Consider the following 22,346-nt stretch of genomic DNA (forward strand, 5'->3'; position numbering starts at 1 on the left):
TGACCTGCGCAATCTGGCACAACGACCACACTGGTCAGCCCGTCATGCGCTCGCTGACCGCCTACGACCACTAACCCTTCGCATCATTCATCTAGCCTGGAGGGCGGGGGCCGAGAAGCGGCCGGATGCGGCCGGGAACTGAGGACGGTCGGTCCGGATGAAGGACTTCCCGGAGGTCGACGGCTGGACGGTGGTCCCGCTCAGCGGGGACCTCGACGACTACACGGCGCAGGAGGTGCGCCTGCTCCTCGACGCCCTCGTCGCCGACGGCGCGACCAGGGTGGTGATCGACCTCGCCTCCGTGCCCTTCGTCGACTCGACCGGACTCGGGGTCCTCATCGCCGCCGCCCGGCGCGCACGGGAGGACGACGGTGCGATCCGACTCGCCTGCGTCGGCCCCAGGGTGCAGGACGTCATCGAGCTCAGCGGCGTCTCGGCGCTGCTGCGCACCTACCCGGACGTGGCGGCGGCCTGTGCCTGAGCACCGCGACCCCGGCGCAGCGGCCCGGCCCGACGACGGCGCGGTGCTGTGGGAGGCCGTCGAGCGGCTGCGCGCCGAGGCCGACGGGCTGCGCCGGGCGATGCGCACCCGCGGCGTCATCGAGCAGGCCAAGGGGATGCTCACCGAGCGGCTCGGCTGCACCCCCGACGAGGCCTTCGGCCACCTGGTGCAGCTGTCCCAGGACTCCAACCGGCGGCTGGTGGACATCGCCGCCGCCCTGGTGGGCCTGGCCGCACCGATCGCGGACCTCGGCGGGGACGCCCCGGCCCCCGGCTCCGACCCGGTCGCCGCCCGGCCACGGGCGCCCGCCGCGGTCCCACCCGGGCCCGGGCCGCTGACCCCGGTGCCCGGCCTCGCCGCCCGCTACCACCTGGCGGCCTCGGCCGGGCGGACACCCCCGAGGAACTGGCCCGGCTGGTGCACGAGGTGGCCCTGGGGCCGCTCGGCGTCGTCGCGGTGGTGCTGGGCCTGCTGGAGCCGGACGGCGCGCTCGCCCTGGCCGGCAGCCACGGGGTCGAGGCGCGCCGGGTCAGCCAGTGGCGGCGGATCCCGCCGGAGACCGGCGCGCCCCTCGTCACGGCGGCCCACGGCGGCGGCCCGGTCTGGGAGTCCGGCGCCGAGGAGGGCGGCGGGCGGCCGCCCGGGGCGGACGGGACCGTGCGCGGGCGGATCGTGCCCGGACGCACGGTCTGCGCCGTGCCGCTGACGCGCGGGGACCGGACCGTCGGGGCGATGAGCCTCGGCTGGCGGGAGCCGCTCCGCCGGGCCCGCGCGGCCGCCCGCTACGTGGACGCGCTGGCCGGGCTGGTGGCGGAGCACCTGGTGCGGGTGACGGCCACGGACGGTGGCGAGCCGGACCTGGTCGTCCCGGGCGGCGAGTACTGGTTCCGGGCCGTGCTGGACGCCGTGTTCGAGCCCGTCCTGGTGCTCTCCGCCGTCCGCGAGGGCGTCACCGGCGGTGCGGTCGGAGACCTGCGCGTGGGGTTCGCCAACGCCGCGGCCGGCCGGGAGGCCGCGACGGGCCGGCTGGTCGGGCGGCGCCTCAGCGAGCTGCACCCCGGGCTGGTCACCGCGGGCGCCTTCGGCCGGATCCTGGACACCGCCGCGACGGGTGTCGGTTACGAGGGGCGGGTCGAGGGCCTGACGGGCAGCGCCGCGCCGACCGCCCTGCGGGCGGCGCCCTTCCTGGACGGAGTGCTGCTCACCTGGCGGCCCCGCGAGGGCGCCGCGGAGCACGCGGCGGGTCCCGGCGGGGCGCAGCGGCTGGCGGGTCTCGGCTGCTTCGCCTGGTCGGCCGGCTCGCCGGGGATCGACCTGTCCGAGGAGGCCCGGCACCTACTCGGCCTCGACCCCGGCCGCACCGACCCGGCCACGCCTGCCGAGGTGCTGGCGCGGGTGAACCCGGCCGACCGCTCGGCGGTCCGCCTGCTCGCGCGACGCCTGCTCGCCGGCCGGCGGACCGGGGCCCTGGAGTTCGACGCCGGGCCCGTCGGCGGCCCCGTGCGCACCCTGCGGGTGACCGCCGAGGCGGCCTCCGATCCCGCCGACGGCCGCCCGCGCGCCGTGCGGGGCGTGCTGCAGGACGTCACCCAGTGGCACCGGACGGAGCAGGCGCTCACGGGCGTGCGCGCCCGGCTCGCCGAGCAGCGGCGCCGGTCGGCCGCCCAGCACCGGACGACCCGCGCGCTGCAGAACGCGCTGATGGCCCCTCCCGCCGGTTCGGAGCCGCCCGCCGCCGTCGACCACGCGGGCCGCTACCTGCCCGCCGGGGACCGCCCGCGGATCGGTGGTGACTGGTACGACGTGGCCGGCCTGCCCGACGGGCGGGTGCTGCTCGCGGTCGGGGACGTCAACGGCCACGGCCTGCCGGCCGCCGTCGCCATGGCCGAGCTGCGGCACGCGCTGCGCGGTCTCTGCTACACCGGGGACGGGCCGGGCGGCATGCTCGGCCGGCTCAACGCGATGCTCTGCCACCAGGGCGGCCACCGGATCGCCAGCGTGCTGTGCGGCCTCGTCGACCCGGCCGCCCGGACACTCGTCTGGAGCGCGGCCGGTCACAGCCCGCCCGCCGTGATCCGGGACGCCGACGCCGCTCTGGCGGAGGGTCCCACCGGCACCGTGCTCGGTGCTTTGCCCGAGAGCCGGTACCCGGACACCGAGCTGCCCCTGCGGTCCGGCGACACCGTCCTGCTGTGGACCGACGGCCTGCTGAACCGCCGGGACACGGGCAACGGACGGCCGGACCGGCTGCTGCGCGCCGCCGCCGAGTGCGACCGGACCGACCTCGCGAAGTGCCTGGCCCACGTCGCCGCCCGGCTCGGCGGCCCCAACCCCGCCGACGACAGCTGCCTGCTGGCCGCCCGCCTCCCGGGGCGGTCGTGGCTCCAGGGGCGTTAGTTCCCGCGATTCCGGGGCACCCGCCCGCAGGACCCGGGGGGACGCGCCGGGGGACGGCCGTACGAGGAGGACAGGGTGAACGCACAGGAGCGGGACGTGCTGCTCGGGATCGAACGGGAACTGCGCCGGGACCGCGCCCTCGACGCGCGGCTGCGCGGGTTCGGCCTCGGACTGCGCAGCCGGGCCTGGGACATGATGCGGGGCGTGCGGCCGCGGACCGTCCTCGGGCTCGTCCTGCTGTCGCTGGGCCTGCTGACCGCGGGCCTGCGGACCTCGGCGGCACCCGTGCTCTGGGCCTTCACCGGCTGCTGGGCGCTGACCCTCGCGATCGCCTTCGCCGTGCTCTGCGCCTGCGCCGAGGGCCGGGGCACCGGAGCCGGGGGCCGGGTCGATGGAGCGGCGGGCCCGGGGAGCGGGCGATGAGCGGCCCGCTGCGCCCGCGCGGTCCGCTGTCGGCGGCGGTGCTCGGCCTGGTGACCGCCGGGCCGCCCGGCGCCGGGCGGCTGCTCGCCCCGCCCGGGCCGTTCGACGACCCCTGGGGCGAGGACCACCAGCTCGCGCTCTTCCTCTGCTACGAACTCCACGACCGCGGCCTGCCGGGCGTCCACCCCGGGTGGGAGTGGGAGCCCGAACTCCTGACGCTGAGGCGGGCGTTGGAACGCCCCTTCCTCGCGGCGGTGCGCGCCGCGGCGGAGCCCGTACCGCCACTGCCGGAGGCTCTGGAACGGCTGCTGCTGGAGCCCGCCGGAGGTACCGGCCCCTCGCACCACCTGCTGGCCGTGGGCGACCGCACCCAGGCCCGGGAGTACCTGGTGCACCGGTCGCTCTACCACCTCAAGGAGGCCGACCCGCAGCTGTGGCTGCTGCCGAGGATCCACGGCCCGGCGCAGGCGGTGCTGCTGGCGATCACCTTCGACGAGTACGGTGCAGGGCGCCCCGAGCGGGCCCATGCGCTGCTGTTCGCCCGCATGATGGCGGCCTTTGGGCTGGACCCGGCCTACCGGCACTACCTGGACCTCGTCCCCGCGTCCTCGCTGGCGGTGGTCAACCTGATGACGCTGTTCGGTCTGCACCGGGCTCTGCGCGGAGCGGCGGTGGGGCAGTTCGCCGCCATCGAGATCACCTCCTCGCCCGGCGCCGCCCGGCTGGCCGCCGCGCTGGACCGGCTGGGCGGCGGCCCGGACGGCACGCTGTTCTACCGGGAGCACGTCGAGGCGGACGCCGTCCACGAGCAGCTGGTGCGCCGTGGCGTCATCGCGGAACTGGTGTCCGCCGAGCCGGAGACGGCGCAGGACGTCGCGTTCGGCATCGCGGCCGCGGAGGTCGTGGACGGCCGCTTCGCGGAGCACCTGCTCGGGTGCTGGCGGTCCGGGCGGTCGTCGCTGCGTTCACCCCTGCCCGACCTGCCCGACCTGCCCGACCCGGCCACCCTGCCCGGCCCGGCCGCCGCCCGCGACTGAACCGCCACCGCCACCGCCACCGCCACCGCCGCCGTCCGCCGCCGGGTCGCGGTCCGGGCGGCGGTGCCGCCGGTGGCTGGTGTCGCAGAACGGGTAGGTCCGGCTGCGCCGGCAGGCGCACAGCGCCACCACCGGCCGCTCCGAGACCCGGACGGTGCCGTCCGGCAGGACCACCTCCACCGGCCCCTCGACCAGCAGCGGGCCGCCCGGGACCACGACCACCCGGACGGCTTCCCGGTCAGTACCCGCGGACACCGCGCACCACCACCAGCTCCTCCTCGCGTTCGCCCGGCCCGATCAGCCCGAGCCGCTCGAACAACCCGGCCCGGGCCGTCATCACCGGCCCGAAGGGCTGCCACCGCCGGGCCGCCACGTCGGCCCGCAGCCCGGCCGCGCGCAGCACCGCGAGGGTCGCCGGGACGTCGGCCAGCGCGGACTGGACGAGCAGCAGGACGCCGCCGCGGGTCAGTACCCGCGGGGCCGTCCGGCAGATCCGGTCCAGCACCAGCCGGCCGTACGGTCCGGCGTCCCAGGCGAGGGCGGCGCCCCGGCCGGGACCGTCCCGGCCGGGGCCCGCCGGGACGTAGGGCGGGTTGGCGGTGACGAGGTCGAAGCGCTGCCCGGCCACCGGGGCGAGCAGGTCGCCCCGGTGCACCCGGACCCTGCGGTAATGCAGCCGGGTGTTGCACCAGGCGGTGGCCACGGCCCGGGTGGAGACGTCCACCGCGGTGACCCGGGCCCCGCGGCGCGCGGCCGCGAGCGCGACGGCGCCCGTCCCGGTGCACAGGTCGAGCACCCGGCTGGAGCCGTCCAGCGGCTCCCGGCGCACGCAGTGGGCGAGGAGTTCGGTGTCCCCCTGGGGCGGATAGACGCCCGGTGGTGTGATCAGCAACATGCCGGGCGGCTGCCCGGGCGGGCGCGCTTCACACCCGTCGCACCGGCCCCGCAGCCTGACCGTTCCCCCACCCGGCGCTCAGCCGGTGCCGGACCGGCGCACCTCCAGGTGCCCCGAGAGCACCCGGGTCTCCAGCACCGGCTGCGGCGCGGTCGCCGGGCCGCGCACCACCTCGCCGTCGCGCAGCCGGAACTCGCTGCCGTGCCAGGGGCAGCGCAGGCAGCCGTCGGCGACGGTGCCCTCGGCGAGCGGGCCGGACAGGTGGGAGCAGCGCCCCGCGAGCACGTGGAAGTCCCCGCCGTCGCGCACGACGACCACGCCGAGCTCGCCCACCGTCCGCTGCACGGGCCGGCCGGGCGGGAAGTCGTCGACGGGGCCGAGGCCGGTCCAGTCCGCCGGGGCCAGCCCGGGCACCGCGGCGGCCCGGTCCGGGCCCGCGGCCTGGCGGTACGCCAGGTGCCCGCCCAGGGCGCCGCCGACCGACAGCGCGGTCAGCCCGGCCAGGGCGAGCAGCCGGCCGCGGCCGCGCCGCCCGCGGCAGCGGGCCAGCATCGAACCGGCGTACAGCAGCACCCCGGTGGTGTTGCTCAGGGCGTGCACCAGGCCGGTGCGCCGGCGCGGTGGGTCGAGCCGGGACCAGTCCACCCAGCCCGCCAGGGCGGCCGGCCCGGCGGTCAGCAGACCGAGCGCGACGAAGGCGTCCGCGGGCCGGTGCCCGTGCGGCACGAAGTCCAGGACGGCGGCCGAGGACCAGAAGCCGATCGGCAGCTGGATCAGCACGGGGTGCAGCGGGTGGCCGAGCCAGACGCCGTGCAGGGCGTCCCGGTACGGTCCGAGCGGCAGCGCCTCGACCGCCTGGGCGAGCGGCCGGGCCGGGACGTCGAGGATCTCCCAGTGTTCCGGTGCGTCCAGCGCGCCGCGCAGCCGTCGGGACCACCGTCGGGTGTGCAGAGGTGTGGTGTCCATACCGGGCGGTTAGCCGGACTCGGTGCCGCCAAACCCGGTGCGGCGTGTGTGCCGGGTCGATCCGGGTAGACGCGCAGCGACATACGGGCCGGTGCGGCACGTGGGCCGTCACGGCGCGGCCGCCCGGGCCCGGGGCCCCTATGCTGCGGTGATCATGCCGCGGTGAGGAGGCGTGGCCACCGTGACGTCGGCCGCAGCCCCGAGGGCGGCGGATGGGCGACAGAAGAACGAGACGCGGAGATGGCCGATCTGACGCGCATCGCGCAGATCATGGCCGAGGCCGTCAACGGACCGGGCCGGCCGTCGGTGCCGGAGCGGCTCTGCGCCGCCTGCGTCGAGGCCCTGGCCGTGGACTCCGCCGCGATCACCCTGATGGCCGACACCGGCCACCGCGCCGGGATCTGGGCCAGTGACGACCGGGCCCGCCTCCTGGAGGAGCGGCAGTTCAGCCTCGGCGAGGGCCCGGGGGTGGACGCCTTCCGCGGTCGGCGCCCGGTGGTGGTGTCCGACCTCCTGTCGCCCGCGGAGGTCCGTTGGCCGGTACTGGTGGCCGACCTCGCCGCCGCGGCCGCGGGGATCCGAGGGCTACGCGGCGCCTACGCCGCCCCGTTGCACCTGGGCTCCGCCAGCATCGGCGTGCTGAGCCTCTACCGGGCCGCACCAGGGGCCCCGGGCATGGCGGAGATCGCCGACATCCAGGTCGCCGCGACCAGCGTGACCTCGCCATCGTCGGCTCCTTCGTGGCGGCGCCCGACGGCTCGCCGGTGCAGCCCTGGCTCGACGATCCGCCGCTCGACGGGGTCGAGGTGGACCAGGCGGTCGGCATGATCATGGTGCAGCTGAAGGTCTCCGCCGAGGAGGCACTGGACCGCCTGCGCGGGCACGCGTTCGCGCACGGCCGGGACATCGACGGGGTCGCGCACGACGTGGTGCGGAGGCGGCTGCGGTTCACGGAGGAGGACCGATGACGGATGACCGGCGGCAGGACGCGGGCGTAGCCTGGCTTGGGAGGGAAAGGAAGTCGGTCACGACGAGCGAGGCCCGCGTGAACGAGGCGTTCGCCGGGCTCACCGGGACGCTGACCGGGCAGGGCTACGACACCGTCGAGTTCCTGCACCGGGTCACCGAGGTCTGCACGGCGCTGAGCGGGGCCGCGGGCGCCGGCCTGGTCGTCGCCGACCGGCACGGCAGACTGCGCGACATCGCCTACTCCAGCGACCGCGTGCGTAGGCTGGAGGCGCTGCAGATCGCCGCCGACGAGGGCCCCTGCCTGGACTGTCACCGCAGCGGTGAGACGGTCGTCGAACCCGACCTCGACCGCGCCCGGGGCCGCTGGCCCCGGTTCGTCCCGCAGGCGGTCGCCCTCGGCTTCCGCTCGGTGCGCGCGGTGCCGTTGCGCCTCGACGGGCAGACGGTGGGTGCGCTGAACGTCTTCGGCGACCGCCCCGGCACCGAGCCCGGCGAGTACGGCCGGGACGGTCGGGGCGGCCCGGACGTCGTGCAGCCCCTCGCCGACCTCGCCGTGCTCGCCCTCCTCCAGCGCCGCTACGGGCGGGAGCAGACCGCGACCGAGGAGATCAGCGTCGCCCTGGTCGACCGCACCGCCGTCGAGCGGGCCAAGGGCGTGCTCGCGGAGGCCGGCGGACTGGACATGGACACTGCCTTCGAGCTGCTCCGCTCGCACGCCCGGCGCGACGGCACCGGCCTCGCCGACATGGCCCGCGCGGTGGTGGGCGGCCTGCTGGACCCGGCCGTCGTGCTGGCGGGCTGACGGTCTGTTCCGGCCGCGTCGGCCCGCGTGGGTCCCGGGGTCAGCGCTGCAGCAGCAGTTCCGCCGCCTGCTCGGGGCCGTCGGCGGACCGGCAGACGGTCAGGGTGCAGGGCGGGCACGGCACGGCGGGCCGCCGAGGCGCTTCGGGGACCCGGATCGCGTGCGCACCGGCCGCGAGCGCGGCGACCACCACCGCATCGCTGCAGCCGATCACCGTGACGCGGGCCGGTGGCAGACCGAGCGCCCGGGAGGCGGCCGTCACCAGGCCCGGGGAGGGCATCCGGCAGGCGCAGCCCGCGTGCGGGCCGTGCGGGCACACCGCCCAGACGTCGAAGGGGCCCAGCAGTGCCTCGGCCCGGGTCTGGACGGCCTCGACCTGGCCCCGCCCGAGCAGGCCAGCGGCCACGCCCGGTTGGTTGCTCAGCACGCCGAGGGCGTAGCCGGCCCCGCGCAGGGCGGTGAGTGCGGCCCTGATCCCCGCCATCGGGTGGACCATCGCCGGGTCGCCGTTGCGGACGACGTCCTGCAGGAGGGTGCCGTCCCGGCCGAACAGCACGGCGCCCACCGGCCCGTCGGCCGGGGCCGGGCCGGGGCGGGTGAACAGCCACGGCCCCTGCCCGTCCGCGGGCTCGCTCGGGAGACGGGGCTGCGGAACGGTCGGTACGGGTTCTCCGAGGTACGCCATACTCCTGCGGGTTGCCGCCGGGCGGAGTGCCAAACGGCCGGCGCGGGCGGGCTGCCGGGACCCGGTTACGGGCGGCCCGGATCAGGGGGAGTGCCCCCGCTCGGACGTGTCGTGGCCGGTGAGGTGGTCCCGGACGGCGGCGATCGCCCCGGTGCCGGGCGGCAGGCCCCACACGGGCGCGTCCGGCCCCGCCCGGCGGCCGTCGCTCAGTCCGCGGCCGCACCGCCGCAGGTCGCGCGGCGCGGCGCGGGCGCGCAGCGCCGGGAAGAGCCGTTCCTCCTCGCCCCGCAGGTGGGTGCGGAGGACGGTCGACAGCGAGGCTGCTGCCCGCCGCCGCCCGGCGGCGGGCAGCAGCCCGTCCGTCGCCCGCTCCAGCAGCCGGCGGATCGTCGCGTGACTGGTCGCCGCGGCGTCGGCGAGCGCGGCACCGGACGGCAGACAGCGTCGGACCAGCGGGTAGAGGTGGGCGTCCTCGGCGGCCAGGTGCGGCTCCAGCACCCGCCGGAGCGCGTCGAGCAGGTGCAGGTCCTCGTCGGGGGCGGGAGCGCCGCGGTCGCGCTCGCCGTCCAGCCTCCGCAGGAGGGCCTCGATGGCCCGGTGTTCGGTGTGCAGCCTGCCCGGGAATCCGTCCGCGCCGTCCATGGTGGTCTCCGTCCGGCTGGAAAGTGGGGGGACCGGTGGACGGGGCGGCTGCCCGTTCCGCGCCCGGGTCAATCGTCCGGGGCGGTTCGGGTCAGGGCGGGGACCGGCCCACGGATCACGGCGGGGACTGGCCGCGGGTGCGTTCGGCGGCGAGGACGTCGGGCAGGCCGTCCAGGCGGCGCAGTCCGGAGACGGCCCGGGCGGTGCGGTGGTTGGCGGCGAGCAGGTCCCGGTGGCGGTGGACGAAGGCCCAGTAGCCGGTGGTGAACGGGCAGGCGCGGTCGCCGAGCCGCTCGGTGGGGCGGTAGCGGCACGGCCGGCAGTGGTCGCTCATCCGGTTGAGGTAGGCGCCGCCGGCGGCGTACGGCTTGGTGGTGACGAGACCGCCGTCGGCGTACTGGGACATGCCGATGACGTTGGCGGCCATCACCCAGTCGTAGCCGTCGACGAAGCAGCGGTGGAACCAGTCGGTGAGCTCGCGAGGGTCCCACCCGTGCTGCAGGGCCCAGTTGCCGAGCACCATCAGCCGGGGGATGTGGTGCACCCAGCCGTGGTCGCGGACCTCGGTGAGGACGCGGGCCAGGCAGCGGGCGGTGACCGCCCCGGCGTCGAGGTCGCGGAACCAGGCGGGCAGCGGTTCGTGGTGGCCGAGGCGGTTGGCGTCGCGGTAGCCCTCCCCGAAGTGCCAGTACAGCTGCCACACGTACTCGCGCCAGCCGGCGATCTGGCGCACGAAGCCCTCGGCGCTGTTGAGCGGCACCCGCCCGGCCCGGTACGCCTCCTCCGCGGCGCGCACGCACTCGCCGGGGTCGAGGAGGCCGAGGTTGAGCGGGACGGACAGCGCGCTGTGCGCCATCCACGGGTCGGCGTGGAGCATGGCGTCCTCGAACCGGCCGAAGTCGGCGAGGCGGTGGGAGACGAAGTGCGCGAGGGCCTGCTCGGCCTCCGCGCGGGTGGCGGCGAAGCGGCGCGGACCGTCCCGGCCGACGAAGGCGACCTCGCCGGCGCGCTCCCAGCGGTCCAGGTCGGCCCGCACCCGGGCGTCGATCTCGTCCTCCTGCGGCTCGAACGGTGGTGGCAGCGGGAGCGTGGACGCGCCCCTGGGCGGCGGTTCCCGGTTGTCCCGGTCGAGGTTCCAGCGGCCCCCGGCCGGGGTGCCGTCGGGCTCCAGCAGCAGGTGCTCGGCGCGCCGCACGCGGTGGTAGAAGTCCTCCAGCAGCAGGCGTCGCTCCCCGGGCTCGCCCGCCCAGCGGCGGAAGTCGGCGAACGGGACGAGGAAGCCCCGCGGCGGCAGCACGGTGACCCGGGGCAGGCCGTGCACCAGGCCGAGGGCGGCTCGGGAGGTGGGATGGCACACGGTGAGGCGGCGCCGGCCGGCCGCCCTGGCCAGGCCCTCCCGGTAGGTCTCCGCCTGCACGTAGTGCACCCGGTCTCCCAGAGCCTCGGCGGCGTGGCGCATCGCGGACAGCACCAGGTGGGCCTTGGCCCGGTGGAAGCGCCGGCGTCGCAGCACGGAGCGGGCCTCGATCATGAGGACCGGCGCGTCCCGGTCCGGGCCGTCCTCGCCGGTGCCGTCCTCGCCCGTCCCGCCCGCGGCCGGGGCGAGGAAGTGCGGGCCGAGCTGGTCGCCGAAGACCCAGTGCGGTCGCGGGGCGCTCACGCGGGCCGTCCGGGTACGGCGTCCTGCGGTTCCATGGGTGACCCCGCTTCCTCGTCGGGTCCGTGTTCGCTGCCGGTCAGAGCATCGGCTCCCGGCCGGTCCGGTGCCGACTCGCAGCGTTCGCGCAGCGTCCGTGCGGCGTTGTCCTCGGACGCTGCGCGAACGCTGCGAGTGGCTCCCGCCGGTGCGACCGCGGCAGGGTGGACGGTGGGTGGGGGCAGCGCAGGAAGGGAACGGGTGGCATGGCGGCGGCAGGGCGGAGCACCGAGTCCGTGTGGGAGTACCCGCGCCCGCCGGCCGTCGAGCCGGTGCCCGGGCGCCTGGTCGAGGTCCGGTTCGCCGGGATGCTGGTCGCGTCCAGCAGCCGGGCGCTGCGGGTGCTGGAGACCAGTCACCCGCCGGTGTACTACCTGCCGCCCGCCGACGTGGCGACCGGCCTGCTGACGGAGGGCCGGGGAGCCAGCGTGTGCGAGTGGAAGGGGCGCGCCCGGTACTGGGACCTGCGGGTGGGGACCCGGCTGGCGCCCTCGGCTGCCTGGAGCTACCCGGACCCGCTGCCCGGCTACCGGGCGCTGCGCGACTTCCTGGCGTTCTACCCGGGCCGCGTGGACGACTGCACCGTCGACGGGGAGGCCGTGCTGGCCCAGGAGGGGGACTTCTACGGCGGCTGGATCACCAGCGAGATCACCGGCCCGTTCAAGGGCGGCGCGGGCACCGCGGGCTGGTGACGCGAGGGTACGGCGCGCGCGCCCCGGAGCCGCTGCGGCTCCGGACGCGCGTCCGACGTGTGCACCGTGCGCGTCGGCTACCCGTGGTGGGCGGGGACGGGTTGGACCGGTACCACCGGGTGCAGCGGAGCGCGGCCGGGGAGGGCGAGGCGGGCCGCGACCGCGCCGAGCAGGCACACACCGGCGGCGACCAGGCAGGCCACGTGGAACCCGTCCATGAACGCGGCCCGTACCGCGTCCAGCAGCTGCCCGCGCTCCGTCGGGCCGGCGGCCGCCGCGGTGCCCAGGGCGGAGGCCACCGAGTGCCCGGCGTCGGCGGCCACCCGCGGCGGCAGTGCGGCGAAGGCGGTCGTCGTGAGGTGGCTCGCGTAGAGCGAGGTGAAGACCGAGCCGAGGACGGCGACGCCGAGGGTGCCGCCGGCCTCGCGGGTCGCGTCGTTGACCGCGGAGCCGACGCCGGCCTTCGCCGGCGGGAGGACGCTGAGGATCGACTCGGTCGCCGGCGCGGTGGTGAGGCCCAGTCCGAGGCCGATGAGCACCATCTGCCCGACGACCTGCGGGTAGCCCGTGAAGGCCGACGAGGTGGAGATCCAGGCGAAGGACGTGCCCAGCAGTACCAGTCCGGTGGTCACCACGGCCCTGGTGCCGAGCCTGCCGACGAGGGCGACGCCGCCGATCGAGCCCAGGGCGATGGTGAGGGCGACGGGAAGGATCCGTACGCCGGTGGAGAGGGTGCCGTAGCCGCGGATGAACTGGAAGTACTGGGTGACCAGGAAGATGAAGCCGAAGAGGGCGAAGAAGGCGACGGTGACGGATCCGCTCGCGGCGGAGAAGGCCGGGGTGCGGAACAGGGTCAGGTCGATCATCGGGTGGGCGCGACCGCGTTCGATCCGGACGAAGACCGCGGTCAGCGCGATCGCGGCGGCGAAGCCGGCGATGCTGGCCGGGGCGCTCCACCCGCGGTCCGGCGCCTCGATGAGCGTGTAGACCAGGACGCCGATGGCGGCCGAGGAGGCCGCGAGACCGGCCGGGTCGAGGCGGGCCGAGGCGGGGTCGTTCGACTCCGGGACCCACCGCCAGGCCGCGACCAGTGCCAGCAGGGCGACGGGAACCAGGGCGAGGAAGACCGACGGCCAGGAGAAGTGCGCCAGCAGCAGGCCGCCGACGACGGGCCCGACCGCGACGCCGAGGCCGGTGACGGCTCCCCAGACGCCGACGGCCTTCGCGCGCGAGCGGCGGTCGGGGAAGGTGTTGGTGATGATCGACAGGGTGGTCGGGAAGATCACCGCGGCGCAGGCGCCCATCGCGAAGCGCGCCGCGATCAGCGGGCCCGGGGATCCGGCGGCGCTGCCCAGCACGCTGGTGACGGCGAACCCGGCCAGTCCGAGCAGCAGCGCGGGGCGCCGGCCGAAGCGGTCGCCGAGCGAGCCGGCGGTGAGGACCAGGGTGGCGAAGGCGAGGTTGTAGCCGTCGACGACCCACTGGAGGTCGCGGGTGCCGGCGCCGAGCTGCCGGCTCAGGTCGGGCAGGGCGACGTTGACGATGGTCGTGTCGAGGTTGATCGCGAAGGCGGCGAGGCAGACCGTGGCCAGGACGAGCAGCGGCCGTCGCGCGGGGGAGGCGGGCATCGGGGACTCCATCCGCCGTGCATGTTGACATCGGGAACATGCTCTCCTTGCCACCGTGGCACTCGCGGTGGACACTGTCAACATATCGGCGGAAAGGAGTCGGAAAAGTGGAAAAGCGGGCATACCACCACGGGGCGCTGCGCGAGGCGATGGTCGAGGCGGGTGTCGCCCTGGCCCGGACGGGCGGACCCTCGGCCGTCGTCCTGCGCGCCGTCGGCCGGCGGGTCGGCGTCTCCCACAACGCGGCCTACCGGCACTTCGCCGACCGGGAGGACCTCCTGGCCGCCGTCGCGGCCGGCTGCATGACCGAGCTCGGCCGACTGATGCTCCGGCGCACCGCCGAGGTCCGGGAGACCGACCCGGTCCAGCGGGCCTGGTCCAGGCTGGAGGCCATCGGGCGCGCGTACATCGACTTCGCCACCACCGAAAACGGCTGGTTCCGCACGGCCTTCTCCGGCGCCACCGCCCACCCCGGTGCCGCTTCCAAGGCTGACGGACGCTCCGACCCGCCCTCCGGGGCCGGAGCCGGAGCCGAAGCCGGGGCCGGGGCCGACACCACCGACCCGTACGTCCTGCTCGGCCGTCAGCTCGACGAGCTGGTCGCGGTCGGCGCCGTCCCGGCGGAACGCCGCCCCGGCGCGCACTACGCGGCCTGGTCCGCCGTCCACGGCCTCTCCGCCCTGCTCGTCGACGGCCCCCTGCGCGACCTGCCCGAGGACGAACGCCGCCTGGCGGCCGACACCGTCCTCGCCACCGTCGCCCGCGGGCTCTGACCGCGGGCTCCGGCCGCGGGCCGTACACTCCACCCGGGACCCGGGACCCGGGACCCGGGGCCGGCCGGCATCCACGGGTGCGCCGCCTGCCCGCCGGACCGTCCCGAGACCCCGCCCCGGAGACCGTGGAGCCCGCATGACCGACGCCACCGACAGCACGGCCGCACGGCAGCCGGAGGGCTTCAGCACCTCCCGCCTGGAGGCCTTCAGTGACGGCGTCTTCGCGATCGCGATCACCCTGCTCGTCCTGGACCTCCGCGTCCCGGAGCCCGACACGCTCCACGGCGAGTCGCTGGTCGCCGCGCTCGCCTACCAGTGGCCGGCCTACTTCGCCTACCTGGTCAGCTTCCTGGTGATCGGCATCATCTGGATCAACCACCACGGCATGTGCGTCCTCGCCGACCGGGTCGACCGCCGCACCCTGTTCGCCAACCTCTTCCTGCTGCTGACCGTCTCCGTCATCCCGTACCCGACGCGGATGCTCTCGGCGTACCTGACGGCCGGTCACGACGACGCCCACACCGCCGCCGCCCTCTACGCGGCCACCATGCTCGCCATGGGTGTCGCGTTCTCCCTGCTCTTCCTCGCCTTCACGCGGGACGCCCGCACCCTGCACCACCCCATCCCGCCGCAGGCCCTCCGGGCCGCGCTGCGCCGCTTCGGCACCGGCGGCCTCTGCTACGCCGCCACCATCGGGCTCGCCTACGTCAGCCCCGTCGCGATGCTCGCGACCCACGCCGCCCTGGCCGTCTACTACTGCTTCGACCAGCTCGCCCCCGCCCGCGCCGCGAGCGCGTGACGGCCCGGTCCTCCCGAGCCCCGCGGCGGACCGCCGCGTCCGACACCCCGCACGGCCGTTCGTATCCACCCCCTATGATCGCGATCCGGGGGGAAGACCGTTGAGCTGCTCGGGCATTGCCGTGTCCGCTCCCTTCGGCGGCGCACGCCCGCGCCGCCGATTCGACGACCGGGAGACGAAGACTCGGTGATACTCACTCAACGCCTGGGCCGCGGACTGCTGGCCGGCGCCTCGGCGCTCGCGCTGGCGCTGCTGCCCGCAGGCCTCGCCCCCACCACGGCGGCCGCCGCACCGGCCGGCGCACCGGTCGGTGACGGGTCCGGACCGGTGCCGGCGGACCTCGGTTCCACCCGCGCCTTCGCGGACACCTTCCAGCTGGACCCGGCCCAGGACACCGACCCGATGTACGGGCTGAACGTCGGGATCGACGCCCGGCAGTCGCCCCCGGCCGGGCAGCACGGGATCTCCTACACCCGGGTCTCCGGCCGGTGGGACACCACCGCCGCACCCGCCCAGTGGTTCGTCCAGACCAGCCACCCGAACCACCCGAACAAGCTGCTGTTCGCCAAGGGCGTCTCCGCGGTCATGCTCGGCGCGCCGGCCGTCGCGGACGCCACCGGCCACTACACCGTCTCGACGGTGATCGATCCGGTCGTCGGTGACACCGTCGGCAAGGACTGGGGCTCGATCGTGCTGAGCCGCAGCCACCGCAGCACCGGCTACGTCACCGGCGGCGACGTCGACCTCGGCCTGACCGTCACCTCGGGCGGCGAGCTCGCCCTCTTCCACGGCGGCGAGACCCCGTTCTGGACCGGCAGGGTGGCGCCCACGGCGCAGTACGCCGTCTCCCTCGCCGTCTCCACCGGGGCCGACCGCGCCCTCACCCTGACGGTGAACGGCACCCCGTTCACCGTCTCCGCGCCGGCCGGGGTGACCCGCTGGCCGGGCAGCGAGTTCCTCTACCTCGGCGCCTACCTCTCCACCGAGGACCGCGTCACCACCTTCGGCGACGGCGCCGGCCACGGCCTGAACGTCAGCAGGGTGGACACCGGCGCGATCCGCAGCGCCAAGCCGCTGGTCGACACCTTCGACGGCGCGCCCAACGCCACCGCCGACTCCGGGCTCAACCAGGACCTCAGCGCCCGCCAGCCGAGCCTGATCTCCGCCGACTACACCGCCGTCTCGGGCGTCCGGGGCCTGGCCCTCACCCCGCCGGCGGGCTCGGTGCAGGTCAACAGCCCGGCCAACCCGAACGTGCTGTCCTTCCCCAACGGCACCGCGGCCGTCCGCCTGAACAAGCCGGCCACCTCGGACGTCCCGACCGGCGCCTACACGGTGCACGCCGTCCTGACGCCCGTGGTCGGCAGCACCTCCGGCCAGGACTGGGCCTCCCTCGCCGTCAGCAACGCCTCGGGCGGCACGGGTGCCGTGGACGCCGAGGACGTCGCGCTCGGCCTGCGCGTCCAGGCCGACGGCGGGCTGACGCTCCTCCAGGGCGGCGCGCCGACCGCCCTGCCGGCCGTCCCGCCGGCGGGCTCCTACGAGGTGTCGGTCGCGCTGGCGACCGGCGACAAGCAGCGGGCGACCGTGACGGTCAACGGCGCGACGGTCTTCTCCGGCCGCACCGCCGCCCAGTTGCCCCGCGACGGCTACGTCTCGCTCGGCGCCCACCACTCGGCGGCCGGACAGGTCACCACCGTGGACGACCTGCGGGTCTCCATGCTGGGCGGGCTGGGCTACTACGGGTACTTCGACATCCGGGACCCGAACGAGCCGAACCTCGGCGTCAACCACGCGCCGGAGGTGGCGTCGTGGACCAACTTCAACACCTACCTGCGCGACCGGGACCCCCGCCTGGACTTCCTGGACCAGTGCCTGCCGTCCTCCTGCGTGATCGACCTCAACCAGGAGACGGTGCTCCCGCGCTCGGGCGGTTCCTGGAGCTTCGACCCGAACCCGGACGCCGCGCAGAACCTGCTCGACCTGGTGAAGCGCATCGGGCCGAACATCGACAAGATCGCCGCCGTCAACCTCAGCGACGAGGCCTACTCGCACGGGCTGAGCCCCGCGCAGGTCCAGACGCAGGCCGCGCAGATCAAGGCCGCGTTCCCGGACAAGATGCTGATCATGAGCCTCGACCACTGGAACGCCGAGCAGACCGCACCGATCCCGTCCGCCGTCGACATCGTCGGGTTCGACTACTACTGCGTGGGCCGGGGCGAGATCCAGCCGCGGCTGGCGAACCTGAAGACCTTCCTCTCCTCGCCGGACCAGCACCTGATGCTCTTCCCGGAGTCCACCAACGAGGACCGCATCGCCGACAACTGCTACCCGAACCGGACCGACGCCGACGTCGCGGCGTTCAACGCCGAGTACCGCGCGATCGCCGCGCAGGACCCGCGCGTGGTCTACCTGCAGAACTTCCGTTGGCTCGGCCCCGACCAGCCGACCAAGGTGCCGCTGACCGTCGCCGCGCAGCAGCGGATCGGCAGGGCCGTGGTGAACGCGACGCCCAGGCCGGCGCCCGCCTCGGTGGGCGTGTACCGCAAGGCGGACGCCAGCTTCGGCGAGGCCGCCCACAACGGCTGGTTCACCGGCCGGACGGTCTTCGGCGGCGGCGGGAACGCCGTCCCGCTGACCGGCCACTGGAACGGCCCGGGCACCGACACCATCGGCGTCTACCACCCCGAGACCTCGACCTTCCAGCTGTCGAACGACAACGTCACCGTGGCCGCCACCTTCCCGTTCGGCGTCCCCGGTGACATCCCCCTGGTCGGCGACTGGAGCGGGCAGGGGCGGACCACCGTCGGCGTCTACCGGCCCGGCGACCAGACCTTCTACCTCTCCGACGACAACTCCACCGTCAAGTACCGCATCCCGCTGGGCAACGCGGGCTGGAAGCCGCTGGTCGGCGACTGGGACGGCAACGGCACCACCACCGTCGGCGTCTACGACCCGGACACCCAGGTCTTCTACCTGAACGACTCCAACCAGACGGAGCACGTGCGACCGGGCATCAAGTTCGGCAACCCCGGTGACATCCCGGTCAAGGGCGACTGGGACGGCACCGGCAAGGAGACCATCGGCGTCTACCGGCCCGGCGACCAGGGCTTCTACGGCGCCGCGGAGAACTCGGACCTGGTGATCTACAGCAAGAAGTTCGGCAACGCGGGTGACGTCCCGCTGGTCGGCAACTGGGGCTGACGGCACGTCCCACCGGGCGCCCTCCCGACCGCCGCACGGCGATCGGGAGGGCGCCCTTCGCGTCGGCGCGGAGACCGGCCCGGGCGCCCGCGAGCCGGGCCCCAGCCGTGCGTCCCCTCAGCCGTGCGCCCGGAGGTACGCCGACAGTTCGGCGGCGCCGGACAGCAGCGCCCGCCCGCGGGCGGACAGCCGCTCGCGCCAGTCGTGCAGGGCGGCCTCCAGCGGCTCCAGCCCGCCGGCCGCCCGCACCTGGGCGATCAGCGGGGCGATCTGCTCCAGCAGGTAGCCGCCGCGCCGGAGTTGGTGGGCCAGCCGGGCGTCCCGGACGTCGGCCTCGCGGTAGACGCGGTACCCGGTCTGCGGGTCGCGGCGCGGGCGCACCAGCCCGGCGCGCTCCCAGGCGCGCAGGGTCGCGGGCCGGATCCCGAGCCGGCCGGCCAGCGGCCCGATGAACGTGGAGTCGGGTCCGGACACCCGGCCCGGCCCCGCCCCGGGTTCTGCCCCGGGTTCTGCCCCGGGTTCTGCCGCGAGGGGGCCCAGGCGGCGGAGGGCGCTCTCCACCGCCTCAAGGGTCCGGCGGTCCTCGAGGAGCTGGGCGTGGCTCTCGTCGACGAGACGCAGCGCCTCGTCGGCGCCGCCCTCGTTCACGGCCCGCATGATCGCCGCAGCCGTCCGGTGGCCGTGCCCGGGCACCAGGGCGAGGAAGGCGCGCAGGGCCTGCGCGTGCAGCCCGGTGTAGGTGCGGTAGCCGGTGGGCGTGCGACCGGCGGCCGGGAGGATGCCGGCCTCCTCGTAGTTCCTGACCGCCTGCGTCGACAGCCCGTGCGCACGCGCCAGATCGACCGGCCGCAGCCGATCGCCGCTTTGAGGGTTGGAGCCCATCCACCTGGCCGATCTCACCGAGAAGTCTCAACCGAGGCTTCAACGATAGCGTTGAAGCCATGGCCACCGACATCAAGAACGCCGTGCACGCCGTCGATGCCGCCGCCGTCCTGGGGCTGCTCCCCGCCCGGCCGCGGCTGCTCGCCCTGGGCGAGCCCACCCACGGCGAGGACGCGCTGCTCGACCTGCGCAACGAGCTCTTCCGGCAGCTCGTCGAGCAGGAGGGGTACCGGACGATCGCGATCGAGAGCGACTGCCTCGCGGGCCGGCTGGTGGACGACCACGTCACCGGGGGCACCGGCACCCTGGACGAGGTCATGGAGCACGGCTTCAGCCACGAGTGGGGCGCCCTCGCGGGCAACCGCGAGCTGGTGCGCTGGATGCGCGCCCACAACGACGGCCGGCCCGCCGCCGACCGGGTCCGTTTCGCCGGGTTCGACGGCCCGCTGGAGATCGCCGCCGCCGCGAGCCCCCGACAGGCCCTCACCGCGCTGCACGGCCACCTCGCGGCGCACCTCGACGCGGAGCTGCTCCCGTGCACGGCGGAGACGCTCGACCGCCTGCTCGGGCCCGACGGCCGGTGGACCGAACCCGCCGCCATGACGGACCCGGCCCGGTCCACCGGCCGGTCGGCCGAGGCCGACCGGCTCCGGCTGCTCGCCGACGACCTGGGGGCGCTGCTCGACGCGCAGGCGCCGCACCTGCTCGCCGCGACCTCGCCGGAGGAGGTGGAACGGGCCCGCCTGCACGCACGCACCGCCACCGGCCTGCTCCGCTACCACCACGCGATGGCCGACCCGTCGCCAGCCCGGATGAGCCGGCTGTGCGCCCAGCGCGACCTGATGATGGCCGAGAACCTCCTCGCCCTCGCCGACCGGGGCCCGGTCCTCGTCCACGCCCACAACTCCCACCTCCAGCGGCGGAAGAGCTCGATGCGGATGTGGCAGGGCCCGGTGGAGTGGTGGAGCGCCGGTGCGCTGGTCAGTGCCCGGCTCGGCGCGGAGTACGCCGTCGTGGCCACCGCCCTCGGCACGATCCGTCACCGGGGCGTGGACACCCCGCCCGACGACACCCTCGAAGGCCTCCTGTACGCGCTGCCCGGAGACCGCTGCGTGGCGGGCGCCGCCCGCCTGACCACCGCCCTCGGCGATCCGGGACCGGTACCCCGGACGTCCCCCTGGTTCGGCTACGCGCCGTTCGACCCGACCCATCTCGCGGACACCGACGCCCTCGTCTTCGTCCGCGACGTCCGGCAGGTTCCGGCGGACGCCTGAGGCCTGACCCCTGACCCCTGACCCCTGGCCCAGAGGTCAGGGGCCAGGTGACCGGTGACATTACGTCGCGATGACCGATGCCGGTCACGGGGTGGCCCGCATACCGTCGACGACGTCACCCACGCAGCAGCAGAAACGGGCCCCGCATGACGTTCCGTCCCACCACCACCGCCGACCTCGACCTGATCACCGCCGTGACGGTCGACGAGCCCGTCGGCTGGATCGCCGCCGACCGCTACCTCGAGGAACTCAGGGAGGGCATGTACCGGCCCGAGTGGACGTGGGTCGCGGAGGACGGCGAGGGGCGGATCGTGGCCCGTGCCCTGTGGTGGGGGCAGGCCTCCAGCGAGCACCCGATCGCGCTGGACTGCCTGCACGTCGACCCGTCGGTGCCGGACCGCGCGGCGGTGGGCGCCGCCCTGGTCGAGGCCAGCCTGCGGGCCTTCGCCGGGCAGGGCGCGGCCAAGCCCCCGCTGTACAACCTCACGCTGCCGACCGGCTGGCGCGAGGACCCGGCGGCCGTCGCCGCCCTGACCTGGCGGCAGGAGGCCGCGCTGGCCGCCGGGCTGACCGACCGGGTGGAGCGGCTGCGCCTGGAGTGGACCCCCGACGCCGGGCTGCCGGCCTCCGGCGGCCGGCTGGGCTTCACCGAGGGCACGGACGAGGAGTTCCTCGACGTCTTCCGGCGGATCGCGGTGGGCAGCCTGGACGGCGAGACGCGCCGCAACGTGGCGAGCATGGGGGCCGAGGCGGCCGCCCGGGAGGAGGTGGACTTCTACCTGAGCTGCCCGGGCGAGCGCTCCTGGTGGCGGCTGGCCCGCACCCCCGACGGCGCGGTCGCCGGGCTGGCCCTGCCGTCGGCAACGCCGTACAACCGCAACGTCGGCTACCTGGGCGTCGTCCCCGAGCTGCGCGGACACGGGTACGTGGACGACATCCTGGCGGAGATCACGAGGGTGCAGGCGGCGGCGGGCGCCGAGCTGATCACGGCCACCACGGACACCGACAACGCCCCGATGGCCGCGGCCTTCGCCCGGGCCGGCTACCGGGTCGCCCAGACCCGGATGATCTACTCCGCGCCGGAGGCGTAGGACCTGTCCGCGGACGCGACGACGGATCCCGGGTTCACCGGGCCAGCAGGGCGGCGAGTTCGGTCCGCGAACCGACGCCCAGCTTGGGGAACGCCCGGTACAGGTGGTGCCCGACGGTGCGGGGGCTCAGGAACAGCTGCGCGGCGATCTCCCGGTTGCCGGCCCCGGTGGCCGCCAGCCGGACGACCTCGCGCTCCTGCGGGCTCAGCAGCCCGAGCGGCCCGTCGTGGCGGACGGTCAGGACGGTCTCCCCGCCCGCGGCGCCCGAGCGCGGCCGCCAGCTCGATCAGGGCCAGCGGGTTGCCGCCGGACTCCTCGATGACCCGCTCGGCGACGTACGGCGGGAGCCCGGGCAGCAGCTCGGCGGCGGCCTCCCGGCCGAGGGCCTCGACGAGCAGCGCGGGCAACCCCCGGACGGTCGCGCCGGGTGCGCCGTCACGGACGGCGAAGAGCATCACGACGCCCTCCGCCCGCAGCCGGCGCGCGGCGAAGGTCAGCATGTCGACGGAGGGCTGGTCGAGCCACTGCGCGTCGTCGACCAGGCAGAGCAGCGGACCGTCGGCCGCTGCCTCCGCGAGCAGGGCCAGCACCGCCAGACCGACGGTGAAGCGGTCGCGCACGCCGTCTCCGCTCAGCCCGAGGACCGCCCGCAGGGCGGCGGCCCGGGGCGCGGGCAGGGCGTCCACGAGGTCCAGGACGGGCAGGAACAGCTGGTGCAGGCCGCCGTAGGCGAGTTCCATCTCGGACTCGATGCCCTCGACGCGCAGCACCCGCAGGCCGTCCGCCCGCCCGGCGGCGTGGTCGAGCAGCGCGGTCTTGCCGATGCCGGCCTCGCCGTGCAGCAGCAGGACGCCGCTGGTGCCCTGCCGGGCACCCGCGAGCAGCTGCTCGATCCGGCCACGTTCGGTGTCCCGCCCCCGCACGCTGTGCCCCCTGTTCCGTGGTCCGGGCGTCCCTGTTCCCGGGGGATCCTCTCATCGGGCCGACGG

The 22,346-nt window shown here is 75.8% G+C and carries 22 protein-coding genes and 3 pseudogenes; 15 read left to right on the forward strand and 10 right to left on the reverse strand.

Features of this window, described 5'->3' with window-relative positions:
• The first annotated feature begins 157 nt into the window (after nucleotides 1-157).
• From ACIRS1_RS29875 to ACIRS1_RS29900, 6 genes and pseudogenes are all read left to right on the forward strand, one after another.
• The gene (locus ACIRS1_RS29875) at nucleotides 158-481 is read left to right on the forward strand and encodes an STAS domain-containing protein (protein ID WP_402845130.1); all 324 of its coding nucleotides are present in this window, start codon (nucleotides 158-160) and stop codon (nucleotides 479-481) included.
• 100 nt (nucleotides 482-581) lie between these two features.
• Nucleotides 582-713: pseudogene (locus ACIRS1_RS29880) on the forward strand (ANTAR domain-containing protein); the annotation flags it as partial.
• 191 nt (nucleotides 714-904) lie between these two features.
• Nucleotides 905-1,306: pseudogene (locus ACIRS1_RS29885) on the forward strand (GAF domain-containing protein); the annotation flags it as partial.
• A gap of 174 nt (nucleotides 1,307-1,480) precedes the next feature.
• Nucleotides 1,481-2,899, forward strand: coding sequence for a PP2C family protein-serine/threonine phosphatase (locus ACIRS1_RS29890; RefSeq protein WP_402845277.1), 1,419 nt, complete (start codon nucleotides 1,481-1,483; stop codon nucleotides 2,897-2,899).
• A gap of 75 nt (nucleotides 2,900-2,974) precedes the next feature.
• On the forward strand, nucleotides 2,975-3,322 hold the full coding sequence (locus ACIRS1_RS29895; RefSeq protein WP_402845132.1) for a hypothetical protein: 348 nt from the start codon (nucleotides 2,975-2,977) through the stop codon (nucleotides 3,320-3,322).
• Nucleotides 3,319-4,359: an iron-containing redox enzyme family protein gene (locus ACIRS1_RS29900; protein WP_402845134.1), complete on the forward strand. Its 1,041-nt coding sequence runs from the start codon at nucleotides 3,319-3,321 to the stop codon at nucleotides 4,357-4,359. Before ACIRS1_RS29895 ends, ACIRS1_RS29900 begins: the two co-directional genes overlap by 4 nt.
• Here ACIRS1_RS29900 and ACIRS1_RS29905 read toward each other — a convergent pair.
• The 3 genes from ACIRS1_RS29905 to ACIRS1_RS29915 all read right to left on the reverse strand — a co-directional run bounded on the left by ACIRS1_RS29905 (nucleotide 4,288) and on the right by ACIRS1_RS29915 (nucleotide 6,220).
• Nucleotides 4,288-4,614, reverse strand: coding sequence for a CDGSH iron-sulfur domain-containing protein (locus tag ACIRS1_RS29905; RefSeq protein ID WP_402845136.1), 327 nt, complete (start codon nucleotides 4,612-4,614; stop codon nucleotides 4,288-4,290). The two genes, ACIRS1_RS29900 and ACIRS1_RS29905, sit on opposite strands and share 72 nt — an antisense overlap.
• Nucleotides 4,598-5,254, reverse strand: coding sequence for a HemK2/MTQ2 family protein methyltransferase (locus ACIRS1_RS29910; protein WP_402845138.1), 657 nt, complete (start codon nucleotides 5,252-5,254; stop codon nucleotides 4,598-4,600). The genes ACIRS1_RS29905 and ACIRS1_RS29910 overlap by 17 nt, the downstream gene beginning before the upstream one ends.
• Nucleotides 5,255-5,332: 78 nt before the next feature.
• Nucleotides 5,333-6,220 (reverse strand): Rieske 2Fe-2S domain-containing protein, encoded by an 888-nt coding sequence (locus tag ACIRS1_RS29915; protein ID WP_402845139.1) that lies wholly within the window; start codon nucleotides 6,218-6,220, stop codon nucleotides 5,333-5,335.
• A gap of 240 nt (nucleotides 6,221-6,460) precedes the next feature.
• On the opposite strand from ACIRS1_RS29915, the gene ACIRS1_RS29920 reads away from it, so the two are divergent.
• From ACIRS1_RS29920 to ACIRS1_RS29930, 3 genes are all read left to right on the forward strand, one after another.
• Nucleotides 6,461-7,048 carry a GAF domain-containing protein gene (locus tag ACIRS1_RS29920; RefSeq protein ID WP_402845141.1) on the forward strand — a complete coding sequence of 196 codons (588 nt, stop codon included), beginning with the start codon at nucleotides 6,461-6,463 and terminating at the stop codon, nucleotides 7,046-7,048.
• Nucleotides 7,045-7,188, forward strand: coding sequence for a hypothetical protein (locus ACIRS1_RS29925; RefSeq protein WP_402845143.1), 144 nt, complete (start codon nucleotides 7,045-7,047; stop codon nucleotides 7,186-7,188). Before ACIRS1_RS29920 ends, ACIRS1_RS29925 begins: the two co-directional genes overlap by 4 nt.
• A gap of 77 nt (nucleotides 7,189-7,265) precedes the next feature.
• A complete protein-coding gene (locus ACIRS1_RS29930; RefSeq protein WP_402845145.1) occupies nucleotides 7,266-7,991 on the forward strand; it encodes a GAF and ANTAR domain-containing protein in 726 nt (241 codons plus the stop codon).
• A gap of 40 nt (nucleotides 7,992-8,031) precedes the next feature.
• Here ACIRS1_RS29930 and ACIRS1_RS29935 read toward each other — a convergent pair whose 3' ends face one another.
• From ACIRS1_RS29935 to ACIRS1_RS29945, 3 genes are all read right to left on the reverse strand, one after another.
• Nucleotides 8,032-8,676 carry an HAD-IIIA family hydrolase gene (locus ACIRS1_RS29935; protein WP_402845147.1) on the reverse strand — a complete coding sequence of 215 codons (645 nt, stop codon included), beginning with the start codon at nucleotides 8,674-8,676 and terminating at the stop codon, nucleotides 8,032-8,034.
• 81 nt (nucleotides 8,677-8,757) lie between these two features.
• Nucleotides 8,758-9,318: a hemerythrin domain-containing protein gene (locus tag ACIRS1_RS29940; protein ID WP_402845149.1), complete on the reverse strand. Its 561-nt coding sequence runs from the start codon at nucleotides 9,316-9,318 to the stop codon at nucleotides 8,758-8,760.
• A 115-nt stretch (nucleotides 9,319-9,433) separates the two neighbouring features.
• Entirely contained in the window at nucleotides 9,434-10,978 is a 1,545-nt protein-coding gene (locus tag ACIRS1_RS29945) for a cryptochrome/photolyase family protein (RefSeq protein ID WP_402845151.1), read from the reverse strand.
• 242 nt (nucleotides 10,979-11,220) lie between these two features.
• On the opposite strand from ACIRS1_RS29945, the gene ACIRS1_RS29950 reads away from it, so the two are divergent.
• Nucleotides 11,221-11,706 carry a DUF427 domain-containing protein gene (locus ACIRS1_RS29950; protein WP_402845152.1) on the forward strand — a complete coding sequence of 162 codons (486 nt, stop codon included), beginning with the start codon at nucleotides 11,221-11,223 and terminating at the stop codon, nucleotides 11,704-11,706.
• Between the two features lie 77 nt (nucleotides 11,707-11,783).
• Here the strand turns inward: ACIRS1_RS29950 and ACIRS1_RS29955 are convergent, their stop codons facing one another.
• On the reverse strand, nucleotides 11,784-13,334 hold the full coding sequence (locus ACIRS1_RS29955; protein ID WP_402845153.1) for an MFS transporter: 1,551 nt from the start codon (nucleotides 13,332-13,334) through the stop codon (nucleotides 11,784-11,786).
• Nucleotides 13,335-13,441: 107 nt separating this feature from the next.
• On the opposite strand from ACIRS1_RS29955, the gene ACIRS1_RS29960 reads away from it, so the two are divergent.
• The 3 genes from ACIRS1_RS29960 (at nucleotide 13,442) to ACIRS1_RS29970 (ending at nucleotide 18,110) form a co-directional block, all read left to right on the forward strand.
• The gene (locus ACIRS1_RS29960; RefSeq protein ID WP_402845155.1) at nucleotides 13,442-14,107 is read left to right on the forward strand and encodes a TetR/AcrR family transcriptional regulator; all 666 of its coding nucleotides are present in this window, start codon (nucleotides 13,442-13,444) and stop codon (nucleotides 14,105-14,107) included.
• A 136-nt stretch (nucleotides 14,108-14,243) separates the two neighbouring features.
• On the forward strand, nucleotides 14,244-14,906 hold the full coding sequence (locus ACIRS1_RS29965) for a TMEM175 family protein (protein ID WP_402845157.1): 663 nt from the start codon (nucleotides 14,244-14,246) through the stop codon (nucleotides 14,904-14,906).
• Between the two features lie 186 nt (nucleotides 14,907-15,092).
• Complete coding sequence (locus ACIRS1_RS29970; RefSeq protein WP_402845159.1) at nucleotides 15,093-18,110, forward strand: hypothetical protein; 3,018 nt, start codon at nucleotides 15,093-15,095, stop codon at nucleotides 18,108-18,110.
• 117 nt (nucleotides 18,111-18,227) lie between these two features.
• On the opposite strand, the gene ACIRS1_RS29975 is transcribed toward ACIRS1_RS29970, so the two are convergent.
• Nucleotides 18,228-18,992 carry a TioE family transcriptional regulator gene (locus ACIRS1_RS29975; protein ID WP_402845279.1) on the reverse strand — a complete coding sequence of 255 codons (765 nt, stop codon included), beginning with the start codon at nucleotides 18,990-18,992 and terminating at the stop codon, nucleotides 18,228-18,230.
• Nucleotides 18,993-19,051: 59 nt separating this feature from the next.
• On the opposite strand from ACIRS1_RS29975, the gene ACIRS1_RS29980 reads away from it, so the two are divergent.
• Together ACIRS1_RS29980 and ACIRS1_RS29985 are read left to right on the forward strand one after the other, a co-directional pair.
• On the forward strand, nucleotides 19,052-20,266 hold the full coding sequence (locus tag ACIRS1_RS29980; RefSeq protein ID WP_402845161.1) for an erythromycin esterase family protein: 1,215 nt from the start codon (nucleotides 19,052-19,054) through the stop codon (nucleotides 20,264-20,266).
• A 146-nt stretch (nucleotides 20,267-20,412) separates the two neighbouring features.
• The gene (locus ACIRS1_RS29985; protein WP_402845162.1) at nucleotides 20,413-21,357 is read left to right on the forward strand and encodes a GNAT family N-acetyltransferase; all 945 of its coding nucleotides are present in this window, start codon (nucleotides 20,413-20,415) and stop codon (nucleotides 21,355-21,357) included.
• 34 nt (nucleotides 21,358-21,391) lie between these two features.
• On the opposite strand, the gene ACIRS1_RS29990 is transcribed toward ACIRS1_RS29985, so the two are convergent.
• Nucleotides 21,392-21,598, reverse strand: a complete 207-nt coding sequence (locus ACIRS1_RS29990; protein WP_402845280.1) for a response regulator transcription factor — start codon at nucleotides 21,596-21,598, stop codon at nucleotides 21,392-21,394.
• 229 nt (nucleotides 21,599-21,827) lie between these two features.
• A pseudogene (locus ACIRS1_RS29995) lies at nucleotides 21,828-22,280 on the reverse strand (AAA family ATPase); the annotation flags it as partial.
• Nucleotides 22,281-22,346 lie beyond the last annotated feature (66 nt).

Source organism: Kitasatospora sp. NPDC101176 (assembly GCF_044768035.1).
GTDB lineage: Bacteria > Actinomycetota > Actinomycetes > Streptomycetales > Streptomycetaceae > Kitasatospora.

Coding starts and splice junctions, on each gene's coding strand:
- ACIRS1_RS29875 (WP_402845130.1), top strand. CDS start 158: ATGAAGGACTTCCCGGAGGTCGACGGCTGGACGGTGGTCCCGCTCAGC.
- ACIRS1_RS29900 (WP_402845134.1), top strand. CDS start 3,319: ATGAGCGGCCCGCTGCGCCCGCGCGGTCCGCTGTCGGCGGCGGTGCTC.
- ACIRS1_RS29910 (WP_402845138.1), bottom strand. CDS start 5,254: ATGTTGCTGATCACACCACCGGGCGTCTATCCGCCCCAGGGGGACACC.
- ACIRS1_RS29915 (WP_402845139.1), bottom strand. CDS start 6,220: ATGGACACCACACCTCTGCACACCCGACGGTGGTCCCGACGGCTGCGC.
- ACIRS1_RS29920 (WP_402845141.1), top strand. CDS start 6,461: ATGGCCGATCTGACGCGCATCGCGCAGATCATGGCCGAGGCCGTCAAC.
- ACIRS1_RS29925 (WP_402845143.1), top strand. CDS start 7,045: ATGATCATGGTGCAGCTGAAGGTCTCCGCCGAGGAGGCACTGGACCGC.
- ACIRS1_RS29935 (WP_402845147.1), bottom strand. CDS start 8,676: ATGGCGTACCTCGGAGAACCCGTACCGACCGTTCCGCAGCCCCGTCTC.
- ACIRS1_RS29940 (WP_402845149.1), bottom strand. CDS start 9,318: ATGGACGGCGCGGACGGATTCCCGGGCAGGCTGCACACCGAACACCGG.
- ACIRS1_RS29950 (WP_402845152.1), top strand. CDS start 11,221: ATGGCGGCGGCAGGGCGGAGCACCGAGTCCGTGTGGGAGTACCCGCGC.
- ACIRS1_RS29955 (WP_402845153.1), bottom strand. CDS start 13,334: ATGCCCGCCTCCCCCGCGCGACGGCCGCTGCTCGTCCTGGCCACGGTC.
- ACIRS1_RS29965 (WP_402845157.1), top strand. CDS start 14,244: ATGACCGACGCCACCGACAGCACGGCCGCACGGCAGCCGGAGGGCTTC.
- ACIRS1_RS29975 (WP_402845279.1), bottom strand. CDS start 18,992: ATGGGCTCCAACCCTCAAAGCGGCGATCGGCTGCGGCCGGTCGATCTG.
- ACIRS1_RS29980 (WP_402845161.1), top strand. CDS start 19,052: ATGGCCACCGACATCAAGAACGCCGTGCACGCCGTCGATGCCGCCGCC.
- ACIRS1_RS29985 (WP_402845162.1), top strand. CDS start 20,413: ATGACGTTCCGTCCCACCACCACCGCCGACCTCGACCTGATCACCGCC.